General features: G+C 66.6%; 25 protein-coding genes. 14 read left to right on the forward strand and 11 right to left on the reverse strand.

Annotation, left to right across the window (positions count from 1 at the left end):
* Positions 1-248 precede the first annotated feature (248 nt).
* A complete protein-coding gene (locus EV147_RS05690) occupies positions 249-1886 on the forward strand; it encodes a DUF1254 domain-containing protein (protein WP_130391201.1) in 1638 nt (545 codons plus the stop codon).
* A 92-nt stretch (positions 1887-1978) separates the two neighbouring features.
* Here the strand turns inward: EV147_RS05690 and EV147_RS05695 are convergent, their stop codons facing one another.
* Positions 1979-2983, reverse strand: a complete 1005-nt coding sequence (locus EV147_RS05695) for a hypothetical protein (RefSeq protein ID WP_130390118.1) — start codon at positions 2981-2983, stop codon at positions 1979-1981.
* A gap of 440 nt (positions 2984-3423) precedes the next feature.
* On the opposite strand from EV147_RS05695, the gene EV147_RS05700 reads away from it, so the two are divergent.
* The 4 genes from EV147_RS05700 to EV147_RS05715 all read left to right on the forward strand — a co-directional run bounded on the left by EV147_RS05700 (position 3424) and on the right by EV147_RS05715 (position 6805).
* A complete protein-coding gene (locus EV147_RS05700; RefSeq protein ID WP_130390119.1) occupies positions 3424-4356 on the forward strand; it encodes an MBL fold metallo-hydrolase in 933 nt (310 codons plus the stop codon).
* Between the two features lie 124 nt (positions 4357-4480).
* The gene (locus EV147_RS05705; RefSeq protein WP_130390120.1) at positions 4481-5464 is read left to right on the forward strand and encodes a Bug family tripartite tricarboxylate transporter substrate binding protein; all 984 of its coding nucleotides are present in this window, start codon (positions 4481-4483) and stop codon (positions 5462-5464) included.
* Positions 5457-6323, forward strand: a complete 867-nt coding sequence (locus EV147_RS05710) for a PhzF family phenazine biosynthesis protein (RefSeq protein ID WP_130390121.1) — start codon at positions 5457-5459, stop codon at positions 6321-6323. Before EV147_RS05705 ends, EV147_RS05710 begins: the two co-directional genes overlap by 8 nt.
* Positions 6320-6805 carry a RidA family protein gene (locus EV147_RS05715; RefSeq protein ID WP_130390122.1) on the forward strand — a complete coding sequence of 162 codons (486 nt, stop codon included), beginning with the start codon at positions 6320-6322 and terminating at the stop codon, positions 6803-6805. Before EV147_RS05710 ends, EV147_RS05715 begins: the two co-directional genes overlap by 4 nt.
* A 13-nt stretch (positions 6806-6818) precedes the next feature.
* Here the strand turns inward: EV147_RS05715 and EV147_RS05720 are convergent, their stop codons facing one another.
* The 4 genes from EV147_RS05720 to pcaB form a co-directional block, all read right to left on the reverse strand.
* Complete coding sequence (locus EV147_RS05720; protein ID WP_130390123.1) at positions 6819-7589, reverse strand: helix-turn-helix transcriptional regulator; 771 nt, start codon at positions 7587-7589, stop codon at positions 6819-6821.
* Between the two features lie 93 nt (positions 7590-7682).
* Positions 7683-9077: a class II fumarate hydratase gene (locus tag EV147_RS05725; RefSeq protein WP_130390124.1), complete on the reverse strand. Its 1395-nt coding sequence runs from the start codon at positions 9075-9077 to the stop codon at positions 7683-7685.
* Positions 9078-9080: 3 nt separating this feature from the next.
* Positions 9081-10067 (reverse strand): tripartite tricarboxylate transporter substrate-binding protein, encoded by a 987-nt coding sequence (locus EV147_RS05730; protein WP_130390125.1) that lies wholly within the window; start codon positions 10065-10067, stop codon positions 9081-9083.
* Between the two features lie 38 nt (positions 10068-10105).
* Complete coding sequence (gene pcaB, locus EV147_RS05735) at positions 10106-11503, reverse strand: 3-carboxy-cis,cis-muconate cycloisomerase (RefSeq protein WP_130390126.1); 1398 nt, start codon at positions 11501-11503, stop codon at positions 10106-10108.
* Positions 11504-11647: 144 nt separating this feature from the next.
* Between pcaB and EV147_RS05740 the strand changes: the two genes are divergently transcribed.
* Positions 11648-12382 (forward strand): GntR family transcriptional regulator, encoded by a 735-nt coding sequence (locus EV147_RS05740; RefSeq protein ID WP_130390127.1) that lies wholly within the window; start codon positions 11648-11650, stop codon positions 12380-12382.
* Positions 12383-12528: 146 nt separating this feature from the next.
* Positions 12529-12834 carry a carboxymuconolactone decarboxylase family protein gene (locus tag EV147_RS05745; RefSeq protein ID WP_130390128.1) on the forward strand — a complete coding sequence of 102 codons (306 nt, stop codon included), beginning with the start codon at positions 12529-12531 and terminating at the stop codon, positions 12832-12834.
* 41 nt (positions 12835-12875) lie between these two features.
* Here the strand turns inward: EV147_RS05745 and EV147_RS05750 are convergent, their stop codons facing one another.
* Positions 12876-13739 carry an alpha/beta fold hydrolase gene (locus EV147_RS05750; RefSeq protein ID WP_130390129.1) on the reverse strand — a complete coding sequence of 288 codons (864 nt, stop codon included), beginning with the start codon at positions 13737-13739 and terminating at the stop codon, positions 12876-12878.
* Positions 13740-13964: 225 nt separating this feature from the next.
* Between EV147_RS05750 and EV147_RS05755 the strand changes: the two genes are divergently transcribed.
* Positions 13965-14543 carry a redoxin domain-containing protein gene (locus tag EV147_RS05755; RefSeq protein WP_130390130.1) on the forward strand — a complete coding sequence of 193 codons (579 nt, stop codon included), beginning with the start codon at positions 13965-13967 and terminating at the stop codon, positions 14541-14543.
* A gap of 17 nt (positions 14544-14560) precedes the next feature.
* On the opposite strand, the gene EV147_RS05760 is transcribed toward EV147_RS05755, so the two are convergent.
* Positions 14561-15049, reverse strand: a complete 489-nt coding sequence (locus EV147_RS05760; protein WP_130390131.1) for a VOC family protein — start codon at positions 15047-15049, stop codon at positions 14561-14563.
* Positions 15050-15275: 226 nt separating this feature from the next.
* Here EV147_RS05760 and EV147_RS25895 point away from each other — a divergent pair, with 226 nt between their 5' ends.
* The 3 genes from EV147_RS25895 to poxB all read left to right on the forward strand — a co-directional run bounded on the left by EV147_RS25895 (position 15276) and on the right by poxB (position 19588).
* Positions 15276-15437, forward strand: a complete 162-nt coding sequence (locus EV147_RS25895; protein ID WP_157994666.1) for a hypothetical protein — start codon at positions 15276-15278, stop codon at positions 15435-15437.
* 50 nt (positions 15438-15487) lie between these two features.
* The gene (locus tag EV147_RS05765) at positions 15488-17722 is read left to right on the forward strand and encodes a phosphocholine-specific phospholipase C (RefSeq protein WP_130390132.1); all 2235 of its coding nucleotides are present in this window, start codon (positions 15488-15490) and stop codon (positions 17720-17722) included.
* A 132-nt stretch (positions 17723-17854) separates the two neighbouring features.
* Complete coding sequence (poxB, locus tag EV147_RS05770) at positions 17855-19588, forward strand: ubiquinone-dependent pyruvate dehydrogenase (RefSeq protein ID WP_130390133.1); 1734 nt, start codon at positions 17855-17857, stop codon at positions 19586-19588.
* A gap of 41 nt (positions 19589-19629) precedes the next feature.
* On the opposite strand, the gene EV147_RS05775 is transcribed toward poxB, so the two are convergent.
* Together EV147_RS05775 and EV147_RS05780 are read right to left on the reverse strand one after the other, a co-directional pair.
* Positions 19630-20625 (reverse strand): Bug family tripartite tricarboxylate transporter substrate binding protein, encoded by a 996-nt coding sequence (locus EV147_RS05775; protein ID WP_130390134.1) that lies wholly within the window; start codon positions 20623-20625, stop codon positions 19630-19632.
* A 56-nt stretch (positions 20626-20681) separates the two neighbouring features.
* Positions 20682-21896: a CaiB/BaiF CoA transferase family protein gene (locus tag EV147_RS05780; RefSeq protein WP_130390135.1), complete on the reverse strand. Its 1215-nt coding sequence runs from the start codon at positions 21894-21896 to the stop codon at positions 20682-20684.
* Positions 21897-22030: 134 nt separating this feature from the next.
* Between EV147_RS05780 and EV147_RS05785 the strand changes: the two genes are divergently transcribed.
* On the forward strand, positions 22031-22996 hold the full coding sequence (locus EV147_RS05785) for a LysR family transcriptional regulator (RefSeq protein ID WP_130391202.1): 966 nt from the start codon (positions 22031-22033) through the stop codon (positions 22994-22996).
* Here EV147_RS05785 and EV147_RS05790 read toward each other — a convergent pair.
* A complete protein-coding gene (locus tag EV147_RS05790) occupies positions 22993-24465 on the reverse strand; it encodes a SulP family inorganic anion transporter (protein ID WP_235844611.1) in 1473 nt (490 codons plus the stop codon). The genes EV147_RS05785 and EV147_RS05790 overlap by 4 nt on opposite strands.
* A gap of 147 nt (positions 24466-24612) precedes the next feature.
* Here EV147_RS05790 and EV147_RS05795 point away from each other — a divergent pair, with 147 nt between their 5' ends.
* Positions 24613-25044 (forward strand): DUF2501 domain-containing protein, encoded by a 432-nt coding sequence (locus EV147_RS05795; protein WP_130390137.1) that lies wholly within the window; start codon positions 24613-24615, stop codon positions 25042-25044.
* Positions 25045-25057: 13 nt separating this feature from the next.
* On the opposite strand, the gene EV147_RS05800 is transcribed toward EV147_RS05795, so the two are convergent.
* Positions 25058-25462, reverse strand: a complete 405-nt coding sequence (locus tag EV147_RS05800) for a DUF1801 domain-containing protein (protein ID WP_130390138.1) — start codon at positions 25460-25462, stop codon at positions 25058-25060.
* Positions 25463-25570: 108 nt separating this feature from the next.
* On the opposite strand from EV147_RS05800, the gene EV147_RS05805 reads away from it, so the two are divergent.
* Positions 25571-26080 carry a GNAT family N-acetyltransferase gene (locus EV147_RS05805; protein ID WP_130390139.1) on the forward strand — a complete coding sequence of 170 codons (510 nt, stop codon included), beginning with the start codon at positions 25571-25573 and terminating at the stop codon, positions 26078-26080.
* Positions 26081-26131: the final 51 nt, after the last annotated feature.

The raw sequence follows: 26131 nt of genomic DNA on the forward strand, positions 1-26131 counted from the left end.
TAGCCAGCCCTACGACATCTGAGCAAAGCCTGGACAATGCAAGCGCCAAATCAGAGCATCCATTTCCAGCCAGTCCAGAGCGCGTGCTGGGGTGCGAACGCTCTAAATTCACTACTCGAAACTTTTGAACACGGCCGCGTAGAGGGATTGCTACAGTCACACGAATTCCGATTGGACGTGGCTCTTTTCGGACGACCCTGCAATGCAACCCACAGGTGGATAGTGTGACAGCGATCTCGACAACGTTCATGCGGTCGGCAGCCGCTCTGGTGGTACTTTCCTGCGGCGTCCATGGCATTGCGACCGTGCATGCGCAGACCCGGCCGCCTACCTCGTCGGCGCCGCTGTCCATTCAGACGCCTGACGCGGTCAAGACGCGAATTGGCGAACTTCGCTACCGGGATGGCTTCCCCGACCCGGCCACCGCGAAAACGGTGTACGACTACCTGGATTTCTCTCGTGGCGTCGACAGCTACCTGAACGGCCTACCCGGCGTGTCGCTGTACGCGCTGCGCAAGGGCTTTCGCGACGTGGGCGTCAAGGACGGCGACGTCATCATGTTCTCCCGCCTGATGGATTCCAACTCGCTGTTTCTGACAGCGAATATTGACACTGTCTATTTCTGGACTTTCATTGACCTGAGCAAGGGGCCGGTAGTCGTGGAGCCGCCGCGCGACGTACTTGGCGTGGTCGACGACATGTGGTTCCGCTGGGTCACCGATATCGGCATTCCTGGCCCTGATCGCGGCCAGGGCGGGAAATACCTGCTGGTGCCGCCCGGTTACAACGGACCGATGCCAGAGGGCGGCTACTTCGTAGCGCACTCCCGCACCAACACGGTAACGTTCCTCGGGCGCGCCTTCCTGGAAAACAATGATCCCAAGCCCGCCGCAGACCGCATCCGCGCCGAACTGAAGATGTACCCCTACGGTGCCGGCGGCTACGGTTCCAGCATTGGCAGCTATCTGAACGGCAAAGCCCCGCTGGGAGAACTTGCCAAGCCCGCGTCGCCACGATTCGTGGAAGGGTCGGGGCTGGCCATGAATACCATTCCGCCGAACGACCCGACGTTCTATGACATGCTCGACGCATTGGTCCAGGAAGAGCCTGCGACGGCGCTCGATCCCGAGATTGCCGGGCAGTTCCATGCTATCGGTATTCGCAAGGGCCATCCCTTCAAGCCGGATGACCGCATGCGGGCGATCCTGTCCGATGCCGTGGCAACCGGCAACGCCGCCGGGCGTGTGCTCAGCGCCACGGCCCGCAGCGAAGAAGGCTTCCGGTACTACGACCAGGCATCGCAGTGGACCAACCAGCTCTTCGTTGGCGGATACAGCTTCATGGCGCCCCCACCGAACGTGACCAAGGAAGGCGTTCAGCAATTTCCGGACGACGGCGCGCGCAAGCTCAACGCACGGACCGCCATGTTCTACGTGGCGACCGGCATTACGCCGGCCATGGTGATGCGGCTCCCCAACATTGGCTCGCAGTACATCGGTACGTTCACAGACGCCCGGGGCCAGGCCCTCGACGGTAGCAAGACATACCGGCTGACGCTGCCGCCGAATATCCCTGCGGGGAAGTTTTGGTCTGTCACGCTCTATGACAACCAGACCCGCTCGATGCTGCAGACACCGCAGCGCTTCCCCCGGGCCGGTAGCCAGAGCTACCCCACCCCAGCAGCCCGGGCCAACGCCGATGGCTCCACCACGCTCTACATGAGTCCAGTCAAGCCTTCTGGTGTCACCGCCGGCAACTGGATCCAGACGACGCCCGGCAAGGGTTGGTGGGCCATTCTCCGCTTCTACAATCCACTGCCCTCGTTCTTCGACAAGAGTTGGCGGCCGGGTGAAATTGAAGAAGCCACTTCTGCCGCTTCACGATAAGCGGATGCGCGAAGTGATGGCCAAATTTGGCCATGCTCCCTGCGAGTAAAAATGGCCAGCTTGTGCTGGCCATTCTCTAGCACGCGGTCCCCTTACTTCAAACTCTGCAGCTCCTGCGTGTACACCTTCATGAATGCCGCATTCGAGAAACCGGCGGCGTAGCCATAGTTGGATACCCACTTGACCGTGCGGCCGAGTTCGGGAGACCACCAGCCGGTGACCGTTTCCGAGTACGTGGCGGTACCCAGGTTGCCGTTCGGCAGTTGGGCGTCGTTCGAGTTCGTGTAGGTGATGACGTAGCTGATGCGCAGCGCGTTGAACGTGCCGGCGGCTGTCGTGATGGCCTCGTAGCCCTCCACCTTGGCCTGGACGCTGCCAGTCTCCCGGTATCCTGCCGCGCAGCTGTAGTTCCACGTATCGTTCCACGACTGTCCGACATACATCGGGAAACTGTACAGATTGCGCTTCGGAGCGTACGTGCAAGCGTTGCTGTTGCTCAGGTACGTGCGCGTCAGGCGGTTGCGGTCCTGGTCCTGCGTATAGCTTTGATCCGCAGTGTTGGTGTCGACATTGAAACCGGTCACCGTCGTAATGCCATTGGTGACTGCCGTGGTCGTGTAGGCGATGTGCTGGGTACCGCCGCCGCCGCCAAGACGCTGCGACGTTTCGGCATACGTAGCCACTTCGCCAATTTTCTGGGCCGGCGCGGTGTAGCGTTGCGGCGCCACGTTCAGGTTCAGCTTGAACACCTTGCTGGCATCGCTTACCAGCGTTGCCGTCAGCTGGATGGTGTCGCCAGTCGGGCTGACGAGGTTGCCTGACCAGTTCGTTTCGGTCAGTGTCTGGTTGTCTACCTTGGTCAGGTTGCTGGTGATGACTGCCTGCCATTTGACAGGTGCGCTCGTGCGCAGCGCGATATAGTCGCCCGACTGCACGTTGAGCGTGGCGGCCTGGCCAGTGCCAACCGAGGTTCCTTGCGCGGCGCTACCCGTCGCGCTGACGTTCAGCGTACCGCCGCCCTCCTCGCCGCCACCGCCGCAAGCACAAAGCATCGCGGCCAGCGCGCAGCTGGCCATCCATTTGCTCAATCCCTTCATGATTTCCCCTAACGATTCTTGAATGATCCGGACTTGGATTTTTTTTATTTTCCAAGGCGAGCGATTCTAGAAGGGAGTGGTGTGCGCGGCGCTCCCAACCGGAGAGGGGATTGACGGTTCGCCCTGCCCAACGGGCCAGATCAACACCAGCGTTTCAGGGCAACCCGGGGCTCGTTGCCTTTACATTCAACGCCTGGGTGAATGCCTCCGACGGCAGACGTTTGCTCCCACCCTTTCCCGCCCCGCCCGACGATTGTCGCTTCCCAGGCAACATACTGCGTGCCTTCAGCGCTCTACTGCTGCCCGTCCCCGCTGCCTAGAATCCCCAGCACGATGGTTGCACAAGCCGTGCGACGGTCGAGGAAGAGGTCCGCGCCATGACGCGGGCCGTTCCTGCCGCGCAGTGCGGCCTACCCTCCCATTTGACAGGACGAAAGACCATGACCGAAACAACCCGCAATGTGCAGCCCGTGATTGCCAGCGTTGGCAAGGAAGGTTCCGGCGAACTCGTGTCCTCCCGCTACGCCGTGCGTATTGGCGATGTCGACGTGGTGCTGATCAGCGACGGCGTGCTGCCGCTGCCCACTTCCACGATGTCCACCAACGTCAGCGAGGCGGACCGCAATGCCTGGTTCGATGACCGCTTCCTGCAGCGCGACATGTTCGACTGGGCGTTGAACGTGGCGCTGGTGCGCAGCGGCGACCGCCTGATCCTGGTGGACTCGGGCGTGGGCGACGGCTTCGAGTACTTCTCGCGCGCCGGCCGTTCGGTCATGCGGCTGGAGACGGCAGGCATCGACCTCGGCGCCATCACCGATATCGTCATCACCCACATGCACATGGACCACGTGGGCGGGCTGAACGTGGATGGCGTGAAGGCCAAGCTGCGTCCGGACGTGCGCATCCACGTGGCCGCCGCCGAGGTGGAGTTCTGGAAGAACCCCGACTTCAGCCAGACCGTGATGCCCGAAGCCGTGCCGCCCGCGCTGCGCAAGGCCGCCGCGAAGTTCGTGCAGCTCTACAGCGAGAACATCGTCCAGTTCGACAAGACCGTGGAAGTTGCGGCGGGCGTCACGGCACGCGTGACTGGCGGCCACACGCCGGGCCACTGCGTGGTGGACGTGGCGTCGAAAGGCGAAAAGCTGACGTTTGTGGGCGATGCGATCTTCGAAGTCGGGTTCGAGCAGCCCGACTGGCAGAACGGCTTCGAGCACGAGCCGGAGATCGCCACGCAGGTGCGTATCGCCCTGCTGGACGAGGCCGCGGAGACCGGTTCGCTGCTGGCTGCCGCGCACGTCGCCTTCCCGTCGGTCGGCCACATCGCCAGGAATGGCGACGTGTACCGCTTCGTGCCGGTGCAGTGGGATTACTGATCCTCGCCTGACGTTCTGCGAGGCAAGAAGGCCGCCGCATTCCGGATCACCGGGTGCCGCAATCCGGATTGAGACGGCCCGGCCGCCTTCTTAGACTGGCTGCATTCCAAACGAGGGAGTGCCCGTGTCTATCCTGCCCATTTCAACGCACAAGGTCTGCGGCGCCCTGCTGGCGGGCGCCGTTGCGGCCTGTTCCATCGCCGCTCACGCCGAAGCCTGGCCGGCGAAGCCGATCACCATGGTGGTGCCGTTTCCGGCCGGCGGCGGCACCGATCTCGTGGTGCGCTCGATCCAGCCGTTGCTACAGCGCGAACTGGGCCAGCCCGTGGTCATCGACAACCGGAGCGGCGCCGGCGGCACACTGGGTTCGGGCTTTGTCGCGCGGGCCACGCCGGACGGCTACACGGCGGGCGTGGTCACCACGAGCACGCACGCCGTCAGCGTGGCGCTGTACCCGAAGCTGACCTACAACCCGGCGAAGGACTTCGCCTATGCCGGCTTCATCGGCACCTCCCCCTATGTGCTGGCGGTCAATAACGCGTTGCGCGTGCCGGACACCCGGGCGCTCATCGCCAAGCTGAAGTCGGATCCGGCGCAGCACAGCTTCGCGTCGGTCGGGGTGGGAACCGTATCGCACCTGATGGGCGAGCAATTCCAGAAGCTGGTCGGGGTGCCGATGGTTCACGTGCCCTATCGTGGGGCGGCGCCGGCCTATACCGACCTGATCGGCGGCCCGGTGCAGCTGATTTTCGACAACCCCGTGGGCCTGGCCCCGTACGTCAAGGCCGGCAAGATCGCCGCCATTGCCGTGACCGCCCCCACGCCGCTGCTGCCGGGCGTGTCGACGTTCTCGGCGCAGGGTGTGCCGGGCTTCGAACAGCAGCTGTGGTACGGCATCGCCTTCCCCAAGGGCACGCCCGCCGCCATCGTCGATCGCTTCAATGCGGCCCTGAACAAGGTGCTCGCCGAGAAAGCGGTGGCCGACGACCTGGCGGGCAAGGGGGTCACCGCGCGTCCCGGCACGCCGGCCGCGCTGCAGTCGGCCGTCCAGGCCGACATTCCCTACTGGGGCAAGATTGCCAAGTCCGTGGGAGCCACAGGTGAGTGAAGTCACGCTGATCCGCGTCTTCGTGCGCGATGGACAGGGCGGCAACCCGGTGCCGCTGGTGGCCGACGCCCGTGGCATGAGCGCGCCTGAGATGCAGGCGGTGGCCGCCGCCCATGGGCACGAGTCGGCGTTCGTCCTGCCCAGCGAGATCGATTGCGACTGGCGCTTGCGCTTCTTCGTGCCGCAGCACGAGATGGAAATGTGCGGCCATGCCACGGTCGGCACGCTGTGGGCGCTGCGCCAGTGGGGACGCTGGACGACTGCCACGGCACGTATCGAGACCTTGAGCGGGGTCGTGCTCGCCTATTGGGACGATGCCGGGCAATGCGTGTGGATTTCGCAGCCGGCAGTGCATGCCGAAGCACTCGATGCCGAGGCCGCAGGCCGGGTGGCGGCGCAGCTCGGCCTGCCCGCCGGCCCCCATGCCGCGATCAATGCCGCCACCAGCCGGGTCAAGACACTGGTCGCCCTGCCCTCCGTGGCAGCGCTCGACAGCCTGCAACCCGATTTCTCGACCATGGAGCCGCTGTGTGCCTCGATCGGCTCGACCGGGCTGTATCCGTATGCCTTCGGTACGCCCAGGGCCGATGGGCGGCCCGTGGTGCATGCGCGCCAGTTCCCGAAGTCGTCGGGCTACCCCGAGGATGCGGCCACCGGCATCGCGGCGGCCGCGCTGTGGGGATACCTCCAGCAGGCGGGGGAGCTGCCCCTGCGGGACGGCTCGGCGCCTGCCATCGCGGTCTGGCAGGGTGACGCCATGGGCAGCCCCTCGGAGATCCTCGTGGCGCCGCGCCACGGCGAATCGGGCGAACCCGCCGGATGCTGGCTCAGCGGCAGCGTGGCATGGAGCGAGGCATGACGGCCAGCACGCCCGAAGCCCGGCTGGCCGCCGCCGGGTTCATATTGCCCGAGGTGTCCAGGCCACAGGGCAGCTATGCGCCCTACTGCGCCGTGCAGGTGGACGGTTCGCGCTGGGTGTCGATCGCCGGCCAGGTGTGCCGCCGGCAGGGTATCGCCATGGCCGGGCAATGCCAGTCCGATGACGATCTGGAACCGGCCCGCCGCGCCGCGGAAGTGTCGATGCTCAACGCGCTGGCCGCCCTGCGGGGCGCCTGCGATGGCCAGTTGTCGCGCGTGGTCCAGCTGGTGCGCCTGCGCGGCTTCATCCGTGCGGCGCCGGAGTTCACGCGCCACCCGGCCGTGCTCGACGCGGCGTCGGCGGTGCTGCGCACGGCGTTTCCCGACCAGCCCTTGCCCGCTCGCAGCGCGCTTGGCGTGGCCAGCCTTCCGGATCTGGCGTGGACGGAAATCGAGATCGACGCCGTGGTAGCCAATGCCTGAAAGCGTCGCGGAGCTAGTGCCGATCCGCTGCCTCGCGCAGCAGCCGGTGCAAATGCCCGCTCGACGAAAATCCCAGGTCCACGCTGACGCTGGCGGCGGACCGGCCCTGCGCCATCAAGGTGCGGGCGTGGGCCGCCAGGACGCGCCGCCGTAGCGCCACCGGCGTGGCGCCGAATTCGGCCTGGCAGGCACGCTGCAGGTTGCGGATCGACACTCCCATTTCGCTGGCGACCGCATCGATCGATGGCAGCGACAGGTCGCGCTCCAGCGCCTGATGGAAGCGCCGCACCATGCGCCGCGCCACCGAGGCCGGCTCCTCGGGCAACGCCAGCGGCCGGCTGGCCGAAAGCTGTTCCATGATGGCGCGCACCAGCCAGGACGCACTTTGCACCGAGATGGTCGGAGTCAGAAGCGCCTCGAGCATCGCAATCGTCGCCGCATCGAGGTGGACGGCGCCAAAGCGCCGCCCGGCCGGCAGGCGATCGGCCGGCAGGTAAAGCTCCCCGTGCTGCTGGCGCCCTTGTTCGGAAGCCGTCAGGTGCGACGTCGATTCCGGCAGCAGCACGGCAGTCCCGCGCACCAGCGAGACGGCGTGCTGCGCATCCGGCTCGCCATCCGGCGCATCCCACACCGTCCTGAGCCGCCCCATGCGCGGCCACAGCAGCATGCCGCAGTCGTGCACATGCCAGGCCCGCTGGAAACCGGGCTGCCGGCTGTCGTGCAAGGCAAAGCCATGCTGCGCGGTCAGGTGGAGCTTCGGAGACAGGTGGGGATCGTGGGTCATCGCTGGCGGTCGGCGGGCATCAGACGGGCTGCCGTCGATGATACGCCGTTCGGCCTGTGGCGAGCGCGCGATGCGGTGTCTGATATCGGCCGGCTAGCCCATCCCGTGCGCCATGCGTGCCAGGTCGACCAGCCGGTCGTACTCTTCACCGCGGAGGATGCCGAGTTCCACCGCGGCCTCGCGTGCAGACATGCCCTGCGCCCTGGCATGCTTCACGATCCGCGCTGCCAGGTCGTAGCCGATGTGCGGGTTCAGCGCCGTAGCCGCCAGCAACGGGCTGTCGAGCTGGCGCGCCAGCCGATCGCGGTCCGGTTCCAGTCCGGGAACCACGCGCTCCGCCACGACGCGTGCACTGTCCGCCAGCACCCGGATCGACTGCAGCACGTTGAAAATCAGCACCGGCTTGGCCACGTTCAACTCGAAGCTGCCCGATGCCGCCGCCATTGTCACGGTGACGTGATTGCCGGCCACCTGCATGCCGGCCTGCACCATCACCTCGGCGATGGTCGGATTGCGCTTGCCGGGCATGATCGACGACGTCAGGCCGTCATCGGGCATCCGCAGTTCTCCCAGCCCGCAATGCGGCCCGGAACTCATCCAGCGCAGGTCGTTGGCGATCTTGATGAACGACGCTGCGATCACGTTCAGTGCTCCGGACAGTTCCAACAGCGCATCGTGCGCGGCCATGCCTTCGACCTTGCACGGATTCGGGCGGAACGGCAGCCCGGTCAGGCGGCTTGCCTCGGCGCAGAAAGCCTCGGCGAAACCGGGCGGGGCGTTGAGCCCGGTGCCGGCCGCCGTACCCCCCTGCGGCAGCATCAGCAGGCGGGGCAGCGCCGCTTCCACGCGCCCGATGCTGTGCCCGAGCTGGGCCGCAAAGCCTTCGAAGCCGCGCCCCAGTGTGGTCGGGACGGCATCCATCAGGTGGGTGCGCGCCAGCTTGAGGATATCGGCGAACGCCGTCGCACGCGAAGCCAGGCTGTCGCGCAGCGCGGCCAGCGCCGGCAGCAGGCGGTCTTCGAGTTCCATGACCGCGCTCAGGTGCATCACGGTCGGGAAGCTGTCGTTGGACGACTGGGAGCGGTTCACATGGTCGTTGGGATGCACCGGCCGCCTGGCGCCGAGCGGCTCGCCCAGCCGTTCGTTGGCGCGGTTGGCAATGACCTCGTTGGCGTTCATGTTGGTCTGGGTGCCGGACCCCGTCTGCCAGATCGTCAGCGGAAAATGCGCGTCCAGGGCACCGCTGCGCACCTCGGCCGCGGCGGCAGCAATGGCCTGGGCGATCTCCTGGTCCAGTTCGCCGCACTTCAGGTTGGCCGCTGCCGCCGCCATCTTGTGTAGTCCGAAGGCGTGAACCAGGCATTCGGGAAAGCGCTCGGTGCCGATATCGAACACGGCCAACGCGCGCTGGGTCTGGGCGCCCCAGTACCGGTCGGCCGGGATGTCGACCGGGCCGAAGGCGTCATGCTCCACGCGGGTCTGCGTCATCGCTCAGTCCAGCGTGATGTTGGCCTTGGCCGCCAGCGCCTTCCAGCGGGCCACCTCGGCCTCGGTATGCTTGCCCAGCGCGCTCGCGGTGTACTTGTCGGCCGGCAGCATCTGAATGGCCTGCGCGGCCATGCGGTCCGTGAACGCCTTGTCGGACATGACCTTCAGGTAGGCCGCCTGGACCTTGTCGATCACCGGCTGCGGCGTGCCCTTCGGCGCGTAGATGCCGTACCACGTGGCGGCTTCGAAGCCCGGCGCCACGGTTTCGGCCAGCGTTGGTACGTCCTTGAGCTGCCCCACGCGCGTCGCCGAGGTGACCGCCAGCGGGCGAACCTTCGACTCCGTGATCTGCGGGAGGGCCGTATTGGTCTGGTCGAACATGCCGTCGACCTGCCCGCCGATCACGTCGATCAGCGCCGGGCCCGCGCCCTTGTACGGCACCAGCGACACCTTGATGCCTGCCGCCGACGCAAACATGGCGGCGATCAGGTGGGACGTGGAGCCCATGCCCGCATTGCTGATGAACAGCTTGCCCGGGTTCTGTTTGCCGTACTCGACCAGCGCCCTGACATCCTTGGCGGGGTGGTCCTTGCGCACCATCAGCACCATTGGCGTGTCCGGGAAGCGGAACACCGGGGCAAAGTCCTTCACCGGATCGTACGGCAGCTTCTTGTACAGCGCCGGGGCCGCGCCCATGTATCCCATGTGCCCGACCAGCATCGTATAGCCATCGGCCGGCGCGCGGGCCGCCTTGGCCGCCCCCACCGTGCCGCCAGCACCCGGCGAGTTGTCGATGATGATCGACTGCCCCACCTCGCGCGACACGCGCTCGGCGATATTGCGGGCCAGCGCATCGGTAGGGCCGCCGGCCGCGAACGGCACAATCCAGGTGATCGGCTTGGTGGGCCAGGCCTGGGCCTGGGCGGAGGCAGCGGCGGCGAACGTGGCCACGGCGAGCGCGGCGCGCACGAAGGGAGCGAAGGGTTGCATGGGTGGTCTCCGGTATGGGTTTTGTCAATCTGCAGGGGTCAGCGGGACGTGGCGGGCAGGTTGCCGTCCACGTGGCCCGAGAGCGCGATGGCGCGGTCTACCATCTGCGGGGCCAGGCCGAGATAGTTCACCGGGTTCACCATGTCATCGATGGCGGCGCGGTCGAAGTGCCCGGTGACGGCGGGCAATGCCAGCAGGGCCTCGGCCAGCGTGCCGCCCTGCTCGTTCACGGTGCGGCAGGCGTCGTAGACCACGTCGTGCGCTTGCTGGCGGCCGATATGCGGCGCCATGCGCATCATCACGGCCTCGGCGACGATGAGGCCCTTCGAGATGCCGAGGTTCTGCGCCATGCGCGGCACGTCGACGATCAGGCCGCCCAGCGCGAACTTCGCCTGGTGCAGCGCGCCGGCCGTCAGGATGAAGCTCTCGGGGATGGCGATCCATTCCGCGTGCCATGGGCCGGTGGCGCGCTCGAAATCCTGCACCATCGCGTCGACCATCAGCCCGGCATGCTGCCGCACGGCCTTCGAGGCCGCGAGCATCAACTCGCTGGAGATCGGGTTGCGCTTCTGCGGCATGGTGCTGCTGGCGCCCCGCCCCTTGACGAACGGCTCGTAGACCTCGGCAAACTCGGTCGAGGCCATGATCATGATGTCGAGCGCGATCTTGCCAAGCGAGCCGGTGACCAGCGCCAGCAGATTCACGGCCTCGGCGAAGCCGTCGCGCGCCACATGCCAGGTGGTGGCCGGCACGCCCAGCCCCAGTTCGGCGGCCAGTTCGCGCTGCACGTCGAAACCCTTGTCGCCGAGCGAGGCCAGCGTGCCGGCCGCCCCCGCGAACTCCACCACTGCCACGCGCGGGCGCAGTTCGGCCAGGCGCTGCTGGTGGCGATCGAACATCGCCAGCCAGATCGCCACCTTGTAGCCGAACGTCACCGGGAGGGCCTGTTGCAGGTGGGTGCGGCCGGCCATCGGCGTGTCGCGGTGCCGGGCGGCAAGATCCGCCAGAATGCGGCGCAGGTCGCGGAGATCGGCGTCGATGCTGTCCAGCGCGTCGCGCACCTGCAGGGCCACGGCAGTGTCCATGATGTCCTGCGTGGTGGCGCCCCAGTGAACGTAACGGCCAGCCTCGCCGCACATTTCCACCATCTGGTGCACCAGCGGCAGGATCGGATAGCCGACAATGTCGGTTTCTTCACGCATGTGGTCGAAATCGATCCGCTCGATGCGCGATTCCCGGGCAATGGCCTCGGCGGCTTCCGCCGGGATCACGCCGACGCGCGCCTCGGCCTTGGCCAGCGCCACCTCGACATCGATATAACGCTGAACCAGCGCGCCATCGGAGAAAATCTCGCGCATCGCACGGGTGCCGAAGGCATCGCGGAACAGCGCGGAATCGACAACGGTACTGGCGGCGGGAATCGTGTAGTTGGGCATGGTGAGACCTTGTGGCAATCGAGCAGGAATTCGTATATGTTCGAACATATGCAGCATTAAATATGTTCGAACATATCTTGGAAAGGCATGTAAACCCTGAGTCGGCGGCAGACCCCGCCGCGACGCATGTGCCGTAAAAGGCTTATGAGCAAGTCAAACTCCGCAGAAATCAGCCGCCAGTTGCTGGACGGCATCAAGACCGGCCGTTTTCCGGTAGGCGCACTGCTGCCTACCGAGTTCGAGCTGTGCGAACAGTTCCAGGCCAGCCGCTACATGATCCGGGCCGTGCTGCAGGAATTGCAGGACATGGGGCTGGTGTCGCGCCGCAAGAATGTCGGTACGCGCGTGGAGTCCACGCAACCCCGGGCGGTGTTCAAACCGACGCTGGCGTCCGTTGAAGATCTGATGCAGTTCGGTGAGGCGCACCGCCGCGTGGTGCAGTCGGTGGAAGCGGCGACCGCCCCGCCTGAGGTGGCGGCCGAACTGGGCGGTGCGCCCGATACGCCGTGGCTGCGCATTTCGAGTGTGAGGCTGGACGATGGTGCCAGGGCCGCGCCGATGGCGTGGACCGATATCTACATCGACTCCGCCTATGCCGACATCGGCCCCATCGTGCGCGACACGCCCGACGTGCTGGTCAGTTCGCTGATCGAGTCGCGCCATGGCCGGCCGATCGCCGAGATCGAACAGGACGTCAGGGCTTCGACGCTGCAGGACGCGCGCATTGCAGCGGCACTCGGGCTGGATCTTGGTGCGCCGGTGCTGAAGATTGTCCGCCGCTATCTTGACGAGGCCGGTGAGACGTTCGAAGTCTCCGTGACGATCCATCCGGCGGAGACATTTTCGGTCACGACGCGCATGAAGCGCACGGCCGGTTGATCGCTTGCCCCGGCAGTGACTTAGGCATCGCCCAAGCACTATCCGATTCGCACGGCCAATCACGCGGTGGTGCGGCCGAAACCCGCCCCAAACGGGGCTGCGGTTTCTATCATGGGTACTCCATTCCCTGCCCGTAGGAGGCTCCCATGTTCGACATGAAAGATCTTGGCAACCTGAAGAAGCTCGACGAGAACGCGCCGGAGGCAATGAAGAGTTTCTGGGCCTTCGACAAGGCGGCGTTTGCCGAAGGGGCGCTCTCCGCGCAGCAGAAGCAGATCATCGCGGTGGCGGTGGCGCTGACGACGCAATGTCCGTATTGCATCGCCATCCACAACAAGGCGGCCCGCGATGCCGGCGCCACCGACGCGCAACTGGCCGAGGCCGCGCTCGTGGCGGCGGCGATGCGCGCGGGTGCGGCGGTCACGCACGCCACGCACCTGTTCCGCGAATAACGTCCGGCAAGCAAGGACGCGGCCTGGGCCGCGTCCCCGGTTCAATCGCCGAAATAGGACCCCATCACGTCGAGGAACGCGTCCGGCGTCTCGGAGAACGGGAAATGGCCCGCGTCCTCGAATTCCACCAGTACCGACCCCGGAATACCGCGGGCGATGGCCCGGCTGGCGCGCGGCGGGCAGACCCAGTCGAACTTGCCCACCAGCACCAGCGTACGCGCGGCGATGCGGCCCAGTTGGGGCCGCAGGTCATAGGACGGCGCCAGCGCGGTCATGAAGTGCCGCATCATGTCGACCGAGGGGATGCACAGCGCGGTCAGCGTTGGCGGCACGTCCATGTGGGCCGGCGCCGCATAGTACGGGCCAACCTCGCGGAAGAAATCCGCCACGCTCTCTTCGGTAATCTCGCCGCCAAACAGGCGCCCCGCCACGGCCAGGGTCTCTGGGCCGGCGCGCGAGGCCAGCGAGGGCGCGGGCTCGCCGGTGTCGTCCATGATCGGCTGGACCGTCGGCGAACTGCTGCACAGCACCAGCCCGCCGACCAGCGCCGGATGGCGCAGCGCCAGGTGCATGGCGACGAAGCCACCCGCCGAATGGCCAAACACGTGGACGCGCGGCAGGCCCAGATAGGCGCACAGCGCGGCCACGTCGTCGGCCATCTGTTCCAGCGTGCAGGTGGCCAGCGGCGGGCGGCCCGAGCGGCCCTGGCCGCGCAGGTCGACGTATAGCAATTGCGCCACTTCGCGTAGCGCGCAAAGCCCCGGCTTCAGGTAGGCATGGTCGAAACCAAGCCCGCCGTGGAGGATCACCAGCACGGGTTTTTCCGTCAGCGTGCCCTGCTCCGGGTGAAAGCCTTCGCCGTCGATGTCAAAGAAAATTTCGGTGTCATTCAGTGTTGCGCGCATCGGGTGTCTCGCGGTCGTGGTGGAGTGTGCTGCTCCGCGAGCGTGACAGGGGGCGACCGGCAGGTTTGTCGGATTCGCCCGCTTTTTTCGGCGTTGCCCGGCAGATGTACGCAATGTACTAATGGTTGCCGTGGACAAATTGGTAACTTTTCTGGACGAACTGCGATGCCAGCCGGGCGGTGCGGGCCAATACTAGGGCCATCCACGCATCAGGAGATCCAGACCATGAACGCCCGTCATAGCCAACCCGCGCCCGCCTGGGCCGTCCAGCAATGGTTCAACACGGACCGCCCGCTCAGCCTCGAAGCACTGCGGGGCAAGGTAATCGTGCTCGAAGCGTTCCAGATGCTGTGTCCCGGCTGTGTCTCGCACGGCCTGCCGCAGGCGGCGCGCGTGCACCAGACCTTTCCGGCGTCCGAAGTGGCCGTGGTTGGCCTGCATACCGTGTTCGAGCATCACGAGGCCATGACACCCACGGCGCTGCAAGCCTTCCTGCACGAATACCGGATTCCGTTTCCGGTGGGCGTGGACCAGCCCGACGGCCAGGGCGGCATCCCGCTGACCATGCGCGCCTACGCCATGCGCGGCACGCCGACGCTGATCCTGATCGATGCGCACGGCAACCTGCGCCAGCAGCACTTCGGCTCGGTGGCCGACATGACGCTCGGCGCGCAGATTGCGGAGCTGGTACTTGAAGCGCGGGAATACCGCGCCAGCGCATCAGCGGCGGCACCCACGCGGGCAGCGCCCAGCGCGCAGGACGACGGCTGTGCCACCGGCGCCTGCGCCATCGACGCCAAGTAGCACCCGGGCGACGGGGCTTACTGCCCCTCGCCCCGCACGGCGGCCTCGATCTTCGCCACGTCGATCTTGCGCATCGTCATCATGGCCTCGAAGGCGCGCCTGGCCACCGCCTTGTCGTTGCCCATCACCGCGTCGGTCAGGACGCGCGGCGAGATCTGCCACGAGAGTCCCCAGCGGTCCTTGCACCAGCCGCACTCGCTCTCCTGCCCGCCATTGCCGACGATGGCATTCCAGAGCCGGTCCGTTTCCTCCTGGTCGTCCGTGGCGATCTGGAACGAGAACGCCTCGCTGTGCTTGAAGTACGGGCCGCCGTTCAGGCCGACGCACGGGATGCCGGCCACCGTGAAATCGACGGTCAGTACATCACCTTCCTTGCCGCTCGGATAGTCACTCGGCGCGCGGTGGACCGCCGTGACGCGGCTGTCCGGAAATGTCTTCGCGTAGAAATTGGCGGCAGCCTCGGCTTCGCCGTCGAACCACAGGCAAATCGTGTTCTTGCTCGTCATGGCGGGTCTCCTGGTTGTGTGCCATGCAGACATCGCACTGTCACATCGAACGGGCGATGCGACGGCATTCGCGCAATGTAACGCAAGCCCGGCTACCCAATGTGGACAGCGGCGCGGATACCGCCCGGAAGTGCCCCGTGCGTCATGAACCTGTCATTGGCCTGCCCTAGCCTTGCGGCCTGCCTACCTCGGGCAGTCCCCAAATCACGAGCCAATAACAAACACCATGGAAGAAGCCAACCTGACACGCGGCCTGGCCGCCGCGTGCCTCGCCGCGCTGTTGCTGTGCGCCTGCGGCGGGAGCGACGACGACAAGCCCACGCAACCGCCGGCGGGCAACCCGCCCCCCGCCTCGGCACCGGCCGTCGAGAAGCGCTGCGCGCCCTGACCGCGCGCCGCCCTCCCATTGCCCACCGCACACAGCCTGAACACACCAACATGATCTCCCGCCGCAAGTTTCTGCAGACGGCCACGGGTACGGCGTTCTCCGCCGCCACGCTGGCCGCCTTTCCCCCCAGCATCCGCCGCGCGCTGGCCATCGAGGCCAACAACAAGACCGGCACCATCAACGACATCGAGCACGTGGTCATCCTGATGCAGGAAAACCGCTCGTTCGATCACTATTTCGGCACGCTCCGCGGCGTGCGTGGCTTTGGCGACCGCATCACGATCCCGATGCCCGCCGGCCGCAACGTCTGGCAGCAGGCCCGCGCCAACGGCACCATCCTGACGCCGTACCACCTGAACGGCGCCGCCAACAACGCCCAGCGCACGGCCGGCACGCCGCACGCCTGGGCGGACAGCCAGCAAGCGTGGGACCACGGCCGCATGTCGCGCTGGCCCGTGGCCAAGACCGACACGTCGATGGGCTACTTCAAGGAACAGGAAATCCCGTTCCAGTTCGCGCTGGCCAAGGCGTTCACGCTGTGCGACGCCTACCACTGCGCGATGCACACCGGCACCGACGCCAACCGCTCGTTCCACATCACCGGCACCAACGGCGTGATGCCGCAGAACCGCGCGTTCGTGAACAACGAGTGGGACGCCATCAACGGCATCGCCTCTGACGCCAATGTCGGCTACACGTGGACCACCTACGCCGAGCGTCTGGAAAAAGCCGGCGTCAGCTGGATGAGCTACCAGAACATGCCCGACGAATGGGGCGACAACATGCTGGGCGCGTTCCGCACGTTCCGCCAGGCCAACCTGGCCTCGGGCTTCCCGGTCTCCAGCGGCGGCGCGCCGCAGTCGCCCTACACCAATACCGGGCAGGCGCTGCCGTACAAGGCCTACGATCCGGCCACCGACAACGCCGCCAACCCGCTCTACAAGGGCATTGCCAACACGCTGCCGGGCACCACGCCCGACCAGTACCTGAACGCCTTCAAGGCCGATATCGCCGCCGGCAGGCTGCCGGCCGTGTCGTGGCTCAACGCCCCGTCGATCTACTGCGAGCATCCCGGGCCCTCGTCGCCGGTGCAGGGCGCGTGGTTCCTGCAGGAAGTGCTGGACGCGCTGACGGCCAACCCGGAGGTCTGGAGCAAGACCGTCCTGCTGATCAATTTCGACGAGAACGATGGCTACTTCGACCACGTGCCGTCGCCGTCGGCCCCGTCGCGCCATCCGGACAGCTCGCTGGCAGGCAAGTCCACGCTCAGTGACGCCGACATGGCCGCCGAGTACTACACGCAGAACCCGCCGGACGGCAGCACCAGCCAGCCGGCGCGTGACGGCCGCGTGTTCGGTCCCGGCCCGCGCGTGCCGATGTTCGTGATCTCGCCGTGGAGCCGTGGCGGCTGGATCAACTCGCAGGTGTTCGACCACACCTCGGTACTGCGCTTCCTGGAAACCCGCTTTGGCGTGCAGGAACCGAACATCAGCCCGTTCCGCCGCGCAGTCTGCGGCGACCTGACCTCGGCATTCGATTTCAAGACGCCGAACCTGGGCGTGGTGCCGCAGTTGAATGGCCACCAGACGCGTGCCGCCGCCGATTCGCTGCGTGCCGCGCAGACCGCGCTGCCCGCCGTGCCGGTGCCCACCACCGCCCAGCTGCCACAGCAGGAAGCCGGCACCAGCCCGTCGCGCGCCCTGCCCTACGAGCTGCACACCAGCGCCCGCGTGGCCGCCAACGGCACGGTGCAACTGCTGTTCGCCAACTCGGGCCAGCAGGCCGCCGTGTTCCACGTCTACAACCGCAAGGACATCGACAGCGTGCCGCGCCGCTACGTGGTCGAGGCCGGCAAGACGCTGTCTGACACCTGGACCACCGCGTCGGCCGACGCCGGCCAGTACGACCTCTGGGTCCTCGGCCCCAACGGCTTCCACCGCCACTTCCGGGGCGATACCCGCGTGCTCGGCACCGCCACGCCCAACCCGGAAATCCGCGTCTGCTACGAGATCACCAAGGGCGACGTCTATGTCGACCTGATGAACCTCGGCGCCGGCTCGGGCACTTTCCGCATCACGCCGCTGGCGTACCGCACCGACGGCCCGTGGGAAGCCACCGTGGCCGCCGGCGCCACCCAGACGCTGAACTGGTCGCTCGAAGCCAGCGGAAGCTGGTACGACTTCGCCGTGACCAGCAGCAGCGATCCCACGTTCTACCGCCGCTTTGCGGGCCGCGTGGAAACGGGCCGGGATTCGGTGACCGACCCGGCGATGGGCCAGCTGTAAGCCCGGCAAGGCTCCAGGCCCCGATGTGATCCGGGTCCGTGCGATTCGGAAGCCCATGGCGCGATCCTTCAAGCGGATGTGGTGGCAAAAGACTATGGTTTACGCCACCACACCGACAAAAGGAGCAGCGCCATGGGCAAGACGATTGCAGCGGACCTGATTACCGAAACGCTCTACAACGTAGGAGTCAGGCGCATCTACGGCGTGGTGGGCGACAGCCTGAACGGCCTGACCGAATCGCTGCGTACCCGTGGCGACATCGCCTGGGTTCACACCCGCCATGAGGAAGCTGCCGCCTTCGCGGCCGGCGCCGAGGCCGCCCTGACCGGCGAGCTGGCGGTATGCGCGGGCAGTTGCGGACCGGGCAACCTGCACCTGATCAACGGCCTGTTCGACGCGCACCGCTCGCGCGTGCCGGTGCTGGCTATCGCCGCCCATATCCCGAGTGCCGAGATCGGCCGGGGTTACTTCCAGGAAACGCACCCGGACCAGCTGTTCCGCGAGTGCAGCCACTATTGCGAACTGGTCACCAGCGTCGAGCAACTGCCCGGCGTGCTGGAAACCGCCATCCGCACCGCCGTGGGCCGCCGGGGCGTGGCCGTGATCGTGATTCCGGGCGACGTGGCACTGCGCGAGGCGGCCACGACGCTGCTGTCCACCCCGGCATCGCTGGCCATCACCCAGCCCGTGGTCGTGCCGGATCGCGGCGCGCTCGAATCGCTGGCGGAACTGCTGAATTCTGGAGAAAAGACTACGTTGCTGTGCGGGCGCGGCTGTGCCGGCAGCCACGACCAGGTGCTGCGGCTGGCCGAGACGCTCAAGGCGCCGGTGGTACATGCACTGGGCGGCAAGGAGCACGTCGAGTACGACAACCCCTACGATGTCGGCATGACTGGCCTGATCGGGTTCAGTTCGGGCTACCACGCGATGGAGCAATGCGACACGCTGGTGATGCTCGGCACCGATTTCCCCTACCGCCAGTTCTATCCCACCGGCGCGAAGGTCATCCAGATCGACGTGCGCCCCGAGAACCTTGGCCGCCGCACGCGGCTCGATCTCGGGCTGGTGGGCGATGTCGGCGCCACGCTCGACGCGCTGCAGCCGCTGCTGACGGTCAAGTCCGAACGCAGCCACCTGGACAGCAGCGTCAGCCACTACCACCGCGCCCGTGCGCAGCTGGACGAACTGGCCACCGGCGACAGCGGCCGCAAGCCGATCCACCCGCAGTACCTGGCCAAGCTGGTCAGCGACGCCGCCGCCGACGATGCCGTGTTCACGTTCGACGTAGGCACCCCGACGATCTGGGCCGCGCGCTACCTGAAGATGAACGGCCGCCGCCGCATGATCGGCTCGCTGGCGCATGGCTCGATGGCCAACGCGCTGCCGCAGGCCATCGGCGCCCAGGCCGCGTACCCGGGGCGGCAGGTGATCAGCCTGTCCGGAGATGGCGGTTTTGCGATGATGATGGGCGATTTCCTGACGCTGGTGCAGGAGCGGCTGCCGGTGAAGGTCATCATCTTCAACAACAGCGTGCTGGGCTTCGTGGCGCTGGAAATGAAGGCGTCGGGCTTCCTGGAGGAAGGCACCCGGCTGGAAAACCCCGACTTCGCGGCCATGGCGCGCGCCATCGGCGTGCACGCCCAGCGCGTGGAAGACCCGCTGCTGCTGCCCGATGCCATCGAGAGCTTCCTGCGCCACGACGGCCCGGCGCTGCTGGACGTGGTGACCAACACGCAGGAACTGGCGATGCCGCCCTCGATCAAGGCCGAGCAGGTCAAGGGGTTCAGCCTGTGGGCGCTCAAGGCCGTCATGAACGGCCGGGGCGACGAACTGGTGGAACTGGCGAAGACCAACCTGCTGCGCTAGTCCTCGCCTGACCTTCCCCCGAGCGCCGGGGGGATGGCGCGTCAGTTCGCGCTGATCCCCTTGGCCTTGACGATGGCGCTCCAGCGGTCATAGTCCTTGTTCAGGCGCGCCTGCATCTGCTTGCCGTCCTGGAACGAGGCGATGGCGCCGGCCGTCACCAGCTTCTGCTGCAGTTCCTTGTCGTTGGCGATGATCTCGCGCGTTTCCTTCGCCAGCCGGTCCACGATCGGCTGCGGCGTATCGAGCGGGGCGATCAGGCCACCCCACGAGTCGAAATCGAAGCCCGGGAAGCCCTGGTCCGACACCGTCTTCACGTTCGGCAGCAGCGTCCTGGCGTTGGGCGAGCTCAGCGCAATGGCCTTGAGCTTGCCGGCGCGGATATGCGGCAGCGCCGCCACCACATCGGCGAACATGATGCCCACCTGGCCGCCCAGCAGATCGGCCACGGCCGGTGCGCTGCCACGGTACGGCACGTGCAGCATGTCGAAGTGGCCCAGGTCCTTGAGCTGTTCCATCGCCAGATGGCCAAAACTGCCGGTGCCCGAGCTGGTATAGCTCAGCGGCGTCTTGCTGGCCTTCGCGAAGCGGATCAGGTCAGGCAGCGACTCCACGCCCGGCACCACGGCCGGGTTGATCACGATGGCCATCGGCAGCACGTAGACGGTGGCCACCGACGTGAAATCCTTCTTCACGTCATAGGCGTTGGTCTTGTACATCAGCGGCGCCAGCAGCGCGGGCATGCCGAACATCGACAGGTTGTAGCCATCGGCGGGGCTCTTGATGAAGCTGGCCGTGCCGATGGAACCCGACGCGCCGGGCTTGTTCTCGATGATGACCTGCTGGCCCAGCTTCTCCGAGAGCTTCTGGGCCACGATGCGCGCGGCCGTGTCGGTGGGACCACCGGCCGGGAAGGCCACCACCATCTTGATGAACTTGTCGGGCCACTCGCCCTTGGCGAAGGCGGCGGGCATCACAGCCGCCAGCGCGGCGGCGGCGCCGGCCTTGAGGATGTGGCGGCGGGTCGTGGAATGGCTCATGGTCGTGTCTCCTGCTGAAATCTGAAATCGTCTGGTGGATTCTGAATAGGTAGCGTTTAAATCACGCCCTGCGCCTGCAGCCCGGCGATGGTGTCGTCATCGAGCCTGAGCAGGTCGGCGAATACCTCGCGGTTGTGCTCGCCCAGATGCGGCGGCGCGCGGCGCACCGGCATGCGCTGGCCGTCCAGCGCATACGGCGGGGCCAGCACGGCCTGCGGGCCGGCCTCGGAGTCGTCGAAGCGATGCAGCAGCCCGGCCTGCGCGGTGCGCTCGGACTGCAGCGCCTCCAGCATGCCGAACACCTCGCCGCAGGGAATCTGCGCGGCGGTCAGCCGGGCCAGCAGCTCGGCCCGCGTGAAGCGCGCCAGCGCCTGACGGACCTCGGCCAGCAGGATGTCCCGATGGGCCGAGCGTGCCGTGTTGGTGGCAAAACGCTCGTCCTCGGCCCATTCCGGGCGGCCGATGACCTCGCGGCAGAAACGCTGGAACTGGCCATTGTTGCCCACCGTGATGACCAGCGGGCCATCGGCGGCCTCGAACACGCCGTACGGCACGATCGACGGATGTGCGTTGCCGAACTTGGGCGGATCGCCGGCCTTCAGCAGCGCCTCCATGCCGTAGTACGAGGTAATCATCAGCCCGCAGTCGTAGAGCGCCATCTGCACGTGGCGGCCCTCGCCCGTGGTGTGCCGCGCGTACAACGCAGCGAGAATGGCCTGGGCCGAATACATGCCCGTGAACATGTCCACGGCGGCCACGCCAAACTTCAGCGGGCCCTGCCCGGCTTCGCCGTTGGTGGCCATCACACCGGATTCGCCCTGCACCACCAGGTCGTAGCCCGGACGCCCGGCCTCGGGCGTGAAGCGGGCGTAGCCGGAAATCGAGCAGTAGACCAGGCGCGGATTGACCTCGCGGAGTTGCTCGTAGCCCAGCCCCAGTTTCTCGGCGCCGCCCACCTTGAAGTTCTGGATCACGACATCGCTGATCGCCGCCAGTTCGCGCGCCAGCTTCATGCCGGCCTCGGTCTGCAGGTCGAGCGTGATCGCCCGCTTGTTGCGGTTGGCACTGTTGAAATACGAGGTATTGCGCGCGCCGATGCGCACGCCCCAGTCGCGGGTATCGTCGCCGCGTGCCGGATGCTCCACCTTGATGACGTCGGCACCGAGATCGGCCAGCGCCATCGCGCACATTGGCCCGGCCAGGACGCGGGAAAGGTCCAGTACCCGCACGCCGGCCAAAGGCAGCGCTGGGGCGGAATTCGAGTGTTGCATTGCTGTTTGTCTCCCCGATCACGCGGATCCTGGGAGCGGTCCGGTTGTTTCTGGTGAACCGTGATTGTGGATATGTTCCGGATGCTTGACAATTGCAACCGGTTTTCACCATATCTGGATACTCAGGGTTGACAATGGACCTTAACGCGCTATCCCTGCTCGTGGACATCATCGACGCCGGCAACCTGAGCCGCGCCGCCAGCCAGCTAGGCATGAGCCGGGCCAATGTCAGCAAGCGGCTGAATCACTTCGAGCGCCAGCTTGGCGCCGAACTGTTGCGGCGCAGTACGCGCCAACTGGAGCCCACCGAACTGGGCTGGCAACTCTACGAGAACGGCCGCGCCATCCGCCACCAGTTGCTGGCGGCGCAGGAATCGGTCCAGACACTCGGCAAGCGGCTCAGCGGTACGGTCCGCGTCAGTGTGCCGGGCGGATTTGGCCAACATACGATGTCGGCGTGGTTCCTCGAATTCATGCGGCGGTATCCCGATATCACGCTCAACGTGATCTTCGACAACGACCTTGAAGACCTCATCAAGGGCGCGGTGGACTTCTCGGTGCGCGTGATGGGCGAGACACCGTCGAACGCGGTGGCCTGCAGTCTGGGCGACGTGGAATACGTGGCCTGCGCCACGCCGGCCCTGCTGGCCGAACTGGGCGATGTACCGGCCACACTGGCCGGGTTCGCGGCGCTGCCGCTGATCACGTCCGAACTGACCGGCCAGAAACTGCGCGTCGCCAGCCAGTCCGGGCCGGACGAAGCGCCGGAGATGGCCGGGCTTCCCTTGCTGCGCCCGCGCCTGATGTCCGCCAACTTCTTCTTCCTGCGCGACGCCATCCTCCAGGGTCTTGGCGTGGGCCTGGTGCCGCGCTACATGGTCGACCAGGATCTCGGCGCCGGCACGCTGGTGCGGCTGCCGCTGCCGCAGCAGGAACTGGCGTTCCTGCGCACCACGATGTACCTGCTGTACATGCCGGCGAGATACCAGACGCGGGCAGTGGTGACGCTGATCGGGTTTTTGCGGGAGAAGGCGGCGGAAATGTTTTCTCCCCTCTCCCGCGAAGTGGAAGAGGGGAGCAAACCGAGGGCGGTACTCTAATGCCCCGCCTCCCGCGCCGCTCCCGCCTTGTCGTGCGTGCCGAACTTCTCCACCATCGTCACGCTCGCCCGGTTCAGGCCGATGACCTCCACCGCCACGCCGTTGCGGCGGAACTTGTGGACGATGCGGTCCAGCGCGTCGATGGCCGTGATGTCCCAGAAATGCGCGTGGGACAGGTCGAGCACCACCTGCCGCACCGGCTCCCTGAAGTCGAACTCGCCCACCAGTGCCTCGGACGAGGCGAAGAACACCTGGCCGCGCACGAAGTAGCGGCGTGCGTCGGCCGTCGATTCCGACGTCACCTGCAGCACGCCGGTCACCTTCGAGGCAAAGAACAGCGCGCTGAGCAGCACACCCACCAGCACGCCCAGCGCCAGATTGTGGGTAGCCACCACGATGCCCACGGTTGCCAGCATCACCACCGACGAACTCTTCGGGTGCGTGACGAGATTGCGCAGCGACTGCCAGCTGAACGTGCTGATCGACACCATGATCATCACGGCCACCAGCGCGGCCATCGGAATCTGCTTGACCCACGGGCCCAGGAACACCACCAGCACGAGCAGCAGCGCCCCGGCCACGAAGCTCGACAGCCGGCCCCGGCCGCCCGATTTCACATTGATGATCGATTGCCCGATCATCGCGCAACCGGGCAGCCCGCCCAGGAAGCCAGCCACGATATTGGCGATGCCCTGGCCCCTGCATTCCTTGTTCTTGTCGCTGCCGGTATCGGTGAAATCGTCGATGATCGCCGCCGTCATCAGCGATTCCAGCAGGCCCACCACGGCCACCGCCATGGCGTACGGGAAGATGATCCGCAGCGTTTCCCAGGTCAGCGGCACGCTGGGCAAGGCCGGCACGGGCAGATGCTCGGGAAAGGCGCCCATGTCGCCAACCGTACGCACCGGGAGGTCGAGGTAGATGGCGATGGCGGTGAGCACCACGATGCAGACCAGCGGCGACGGCACCGCCCTGGTAAGGCGCGGCAACAGGTAGATGATGGCCAGCCCGCCGGCGGTGAGCCAGTAGACCGCCATCGGTGCGTGCGTCAGTTCGGGCAGCTGGGCCAGGAAGATCAGGATCGCCAGCGCGTTGACGAAGCCGGTCACGACCGAGCGCGACACGAAGCGCATCAGCGCGCCCAGTTTCAGCAGCCCGGCGCCGATCTGCAGCAGCCCGGCCAGCACCGCCGTGGCGAAGACGTACTGCACGCCGTGGTCCTTGACCAGCGACGTCAGCAGCAGCGCCACGGCGCCCGTGGCCGCCGAGATCATGCCCGGACGCCCGCCCGCAATCGACGTGACCACGGCAATCGAGAACGCCGCGTATAGCGCCACCTGCGGATCGACCCCGGCAATCACGGCAAACGCCAGCGCCTCGGGAATCAGCGCCAGCGCCACGACGATGCCGGCGAGGCAATCGCCACGGATATTGGAAAGCCAGTCCTGGCGGAAGGCATTGGATTGCAAGGTGGAACTCCAGACGCGCGCAAAGGCGGCAGATGAATCGGGGGCAAGGCGCAGGCTATGCTGCGGCGCAAAATGATAGGGGTTCAGCGAGTTTTGGGCAACCGAAGGGCCGGCGCATATAGTGGAAAGTCCAGAAAAGGAGCCCTTATGCCCGCTTCCCGCTTCGCACTTGCCTTGACCATGGCCCTCGCTGCCGCCACGGCCCATGCCCAACTGGGCGATCTGCTGAAATCCGCGCCCGGCGGCACTTCGGGAGGGTCCACCGGTGCCCTCGGCACGCTCGGCAGCCTGTCCCCGTCTTCGGTCAGCGCGGGCACGGCCGGCAACGCGGCGGGAGTGATCGAGTATTGCCTCAAGAAAAACTACCTGAGCGCCGATAACGCCACATCAGCGGTCAAGGACAAGTTGCTGGGGTCGGTGTCGGGCGGCACGTCCGACGCTGGCTATGGCGAAGGCTCACGCGGCATGCTGTCCACCAGCAGCGGCAGCAAGCTCGATCTCAGCGGCGGCGGCCTCAAGGCCGAGATCACCAAGCAGGTCTGCGAAAAAATCCTGGCGCAAGGCAAGTCGATGCTCTGAGCGGCGGCCCGGCTCAGCGGCGTTTTTTCTCGGCATTGAGCGCCACGGCGGCGCGGATCAGGGCGGTCAGCGCCTTTTCCACCTTGGCGTCGACCTTGTCGCCCTCGTGGAAATCGATCGCGCGGCGGGTGTTGCCTTCGAGGCTGGCATTGAACAGGCCGGCCGGGTCCGGCAACGACGCGCCCTTGGCAAACGTCATCTTCACGGCCGTCTTGTAGGTCTCGCCTGTGCAGAGGATGCCGTGATGTGACCAGACCGGCACACCGCGCCATTTCAGTTCCTCGATGATGCCGGGATCGGCGGCCAGCACCACCTTGCGCACACGGGCCAGGGTCTCGCCGCGCCAGTCACCGAGCGTGGCGATTTTCTCGTCGATCTGCCGCGACACTCCGGGGTCGGTCCCTGCCGTCTTGTCCATGGTCCTGTCTCCTTGCGGGAGCATCAGCATACCGCGCTCCCGCGCCGAGGTGGCGGCTCCGGCGCCGGTTGCCTACCATTAGCAGGCGCCGCCTCCCTCCCCCAAACCATGCCAGCGACTGACCTCCCTTTCCAGGCCACGCTCCGCGACGGCCACCAGGTACTGCTGCGCGAGATCCGCGAGGCCGACCGGCCCGGCGTGCTCGAAGCCTTCGACCATCTTTCGGACGAATCCCGTTACACGCGCTTCATGGGTTCCATGAAATCGCTGCCCGAGGCGCTGCTCGACGATGCCGTGCATCCGGTGGCCGGACGGGATTTCGTGATCGTGGCGGTGGCCGGCGACCTGCTGGTGGGTGGCGCCCGCTACACCGGCATACGGGGGCGGGACGCCTGCGAGTTCGCCATCACGTTGCTCGATGACTGGCACCGGCTGGGACTGGCTCCGCTGCTGATGGAAACCCTGATCGCCCACGCCCGCCAGGCCGGCGTGGCACTGATGGAGGGCTACGTGCTGGCCAGCAACCGCGCGATGCGCCGGCTGGCCCGGCGGCTCGGATTTTCGGACGCCCCCTGCCCGGATGACTCCACGGTCCGCATCGTGGCGCTGGCGCTCTGAGGCGTGGCTGGCGCGCGCCGCTGATCCATGCGTGCGCAACCGTACGGAACT

Source organism: Cupriavidus agavae (assembly GCF_004217045.1).
Taxonomy (GTDB): Bacteria; Pseudomonadota; Gammaproteobacteria; order Burkholderiales; family Burkholderiaceae; genus Cupriavidus; species Cupriavidus agavae.

Coding starts and splice junctions, on each gene's coding strand:
- EV147_RS05760 (WP_130390131.1), bottom strand. CDS start 15,049: ATGACGAGCAAGAACACGATTTGCCTGTGGTTCGACGGCGAAGCCGAG.
- EV147_RS05755 (WP_130390130.1), top strand. CDS start 13,965: ATGAACGCCCGTCATAGCCAACCCGCGCCCGCCTGGGCCGTCCAGCAA.
- EV147_RS05695 (WP_130390118.1), bottom strand. CDS start 2,983: ATGAAGGGATTGAGCAAATGGATGGCCAGCTGCGCGCTGGCCGCGATG.
- EV147_RS05730 (WP_130390125.1), bottom strand. CDS start 10,067: ATGCAACCCTTCGCTCCCTTCGTGCGCGCCGCGCTCGCCGTGGCCACG.
- EV147_RS05780 (WP_130390135.1), bottom strand. CDS start 21,896: ATGCAACACTCGAATTCCGCCCCAGCGCTGCCTTTGGCCGGCGTGCGG.
- EV147_RS05775 (WP_130390134.1), bottom strand. CDS start 20,625: ATGAGCCATTCCACGACCCGCCGCCACATCCTCAAGGCCGGCGCCGCC.
- EV147_RS05690 (WP_130391201.1), top strand. CDS start 249: ATGCGGTCGGCAGCCGCTCTGGTGGTACTTTCCTGCGGCGTCCATGGC.
- EV147_RS05700 (WP_130390119.1), top strand. CDS start 3,424: ATGACCGAAACAACCCGCAATGTGCAGCCCGTGATTGCCAGCGTTGGC.
- EV147_RS05725 (WP_130390124.1), bottom strand. CDS start 9,077: ATGACGCAGACCCGCGTGGAGCATGACGCCTTCGGCCCGGTCGACATC.
- poxB (WP_130390133.1), top strand. CDS start 17,855: ATGGGCAAGACGATTGCAGCGGACCTGATTACCGAAACGCTCTACAAC.
- EV147_RS05765 (WP_130390132.1), top strand. CDS start 15,488: ATGATCTCCCGCCGCAAGTTTCTGCAGACGGCCACGGGTACGGCGTTC.
- EV147_RS25895 (WP_157994666.1), top strand. CDS start 15,276: ATGGAAGAAGCCAACCTGACACGCGGCCTGGCCGCCGCGTGCCTCGCC.
- pcaB (WP_130390126.1), bottom strand. CDS start 11,503: ATGCCCAACTACACGATTCCCGCCGCCAGTACCGTTGTCGATTCCGCG.
- EV147_RS05715 (WP_130390122.1), top strand. CDS start 6,320: ATGACGGCCAGCACGCCCGAAGCCCGGCTGGCCGCCGCCGGGTTCATA.
- EV147_RS05785 (WP_130391202.1), top strand. CDS start 22,031: ATGGACCTTAACGCGCTATCCCTGCTCGTGGACATCATCGACGCCGGC.
- EV147_RS05740 (WP_130390127.1), top strand. CDS start 11,648: ATGAGCAAGTCAAACTCCGCAGAAATCAGCCGCCAGTTGCTGGACGGC.
- EV147_RS05805 (WP_130390139.1), top strand. CDS start 25,571: ATGCCAGCGACTGACCTCCCTTTCCAGGCCACGCTCCGCGACGGCCAC.
- EV147_RS05720 (WP_130390123.1), bottom strand. CDS start 7,589: ATGACCCACGATCCCCACCTGTCTCCGAAGCTCCACCTGACCGCGCAG.
- EV147_RS05800 (WP_130390138.1), bottom strand. CDS start 25,462: ATGGACAAGACGGCAGGGACCGACCCCGGAGTGTCGCGGCAGATCGAC.
- EV147_RS05750 (WP_130390129.1), bottom strand. CDS start 13,739: ATGCGCGCAACACTGAATGACACCGAAATTTTCTTTGACATCGACGGC.
- EV147_RS05795 (WP_130390137.1), top strand. CDS start 24,613: ATGCCCGCTTCCCGCTTCGCACTTGCCTTGACCATGGCCCTCGCTGCC.
- EV147_RS05745 (WP_130390128.1), top strand. CDS start 12,529: ATGTTCGACATGAAAGATCTTGGCAACCTGAAGAAGCTCGACGAGAAC.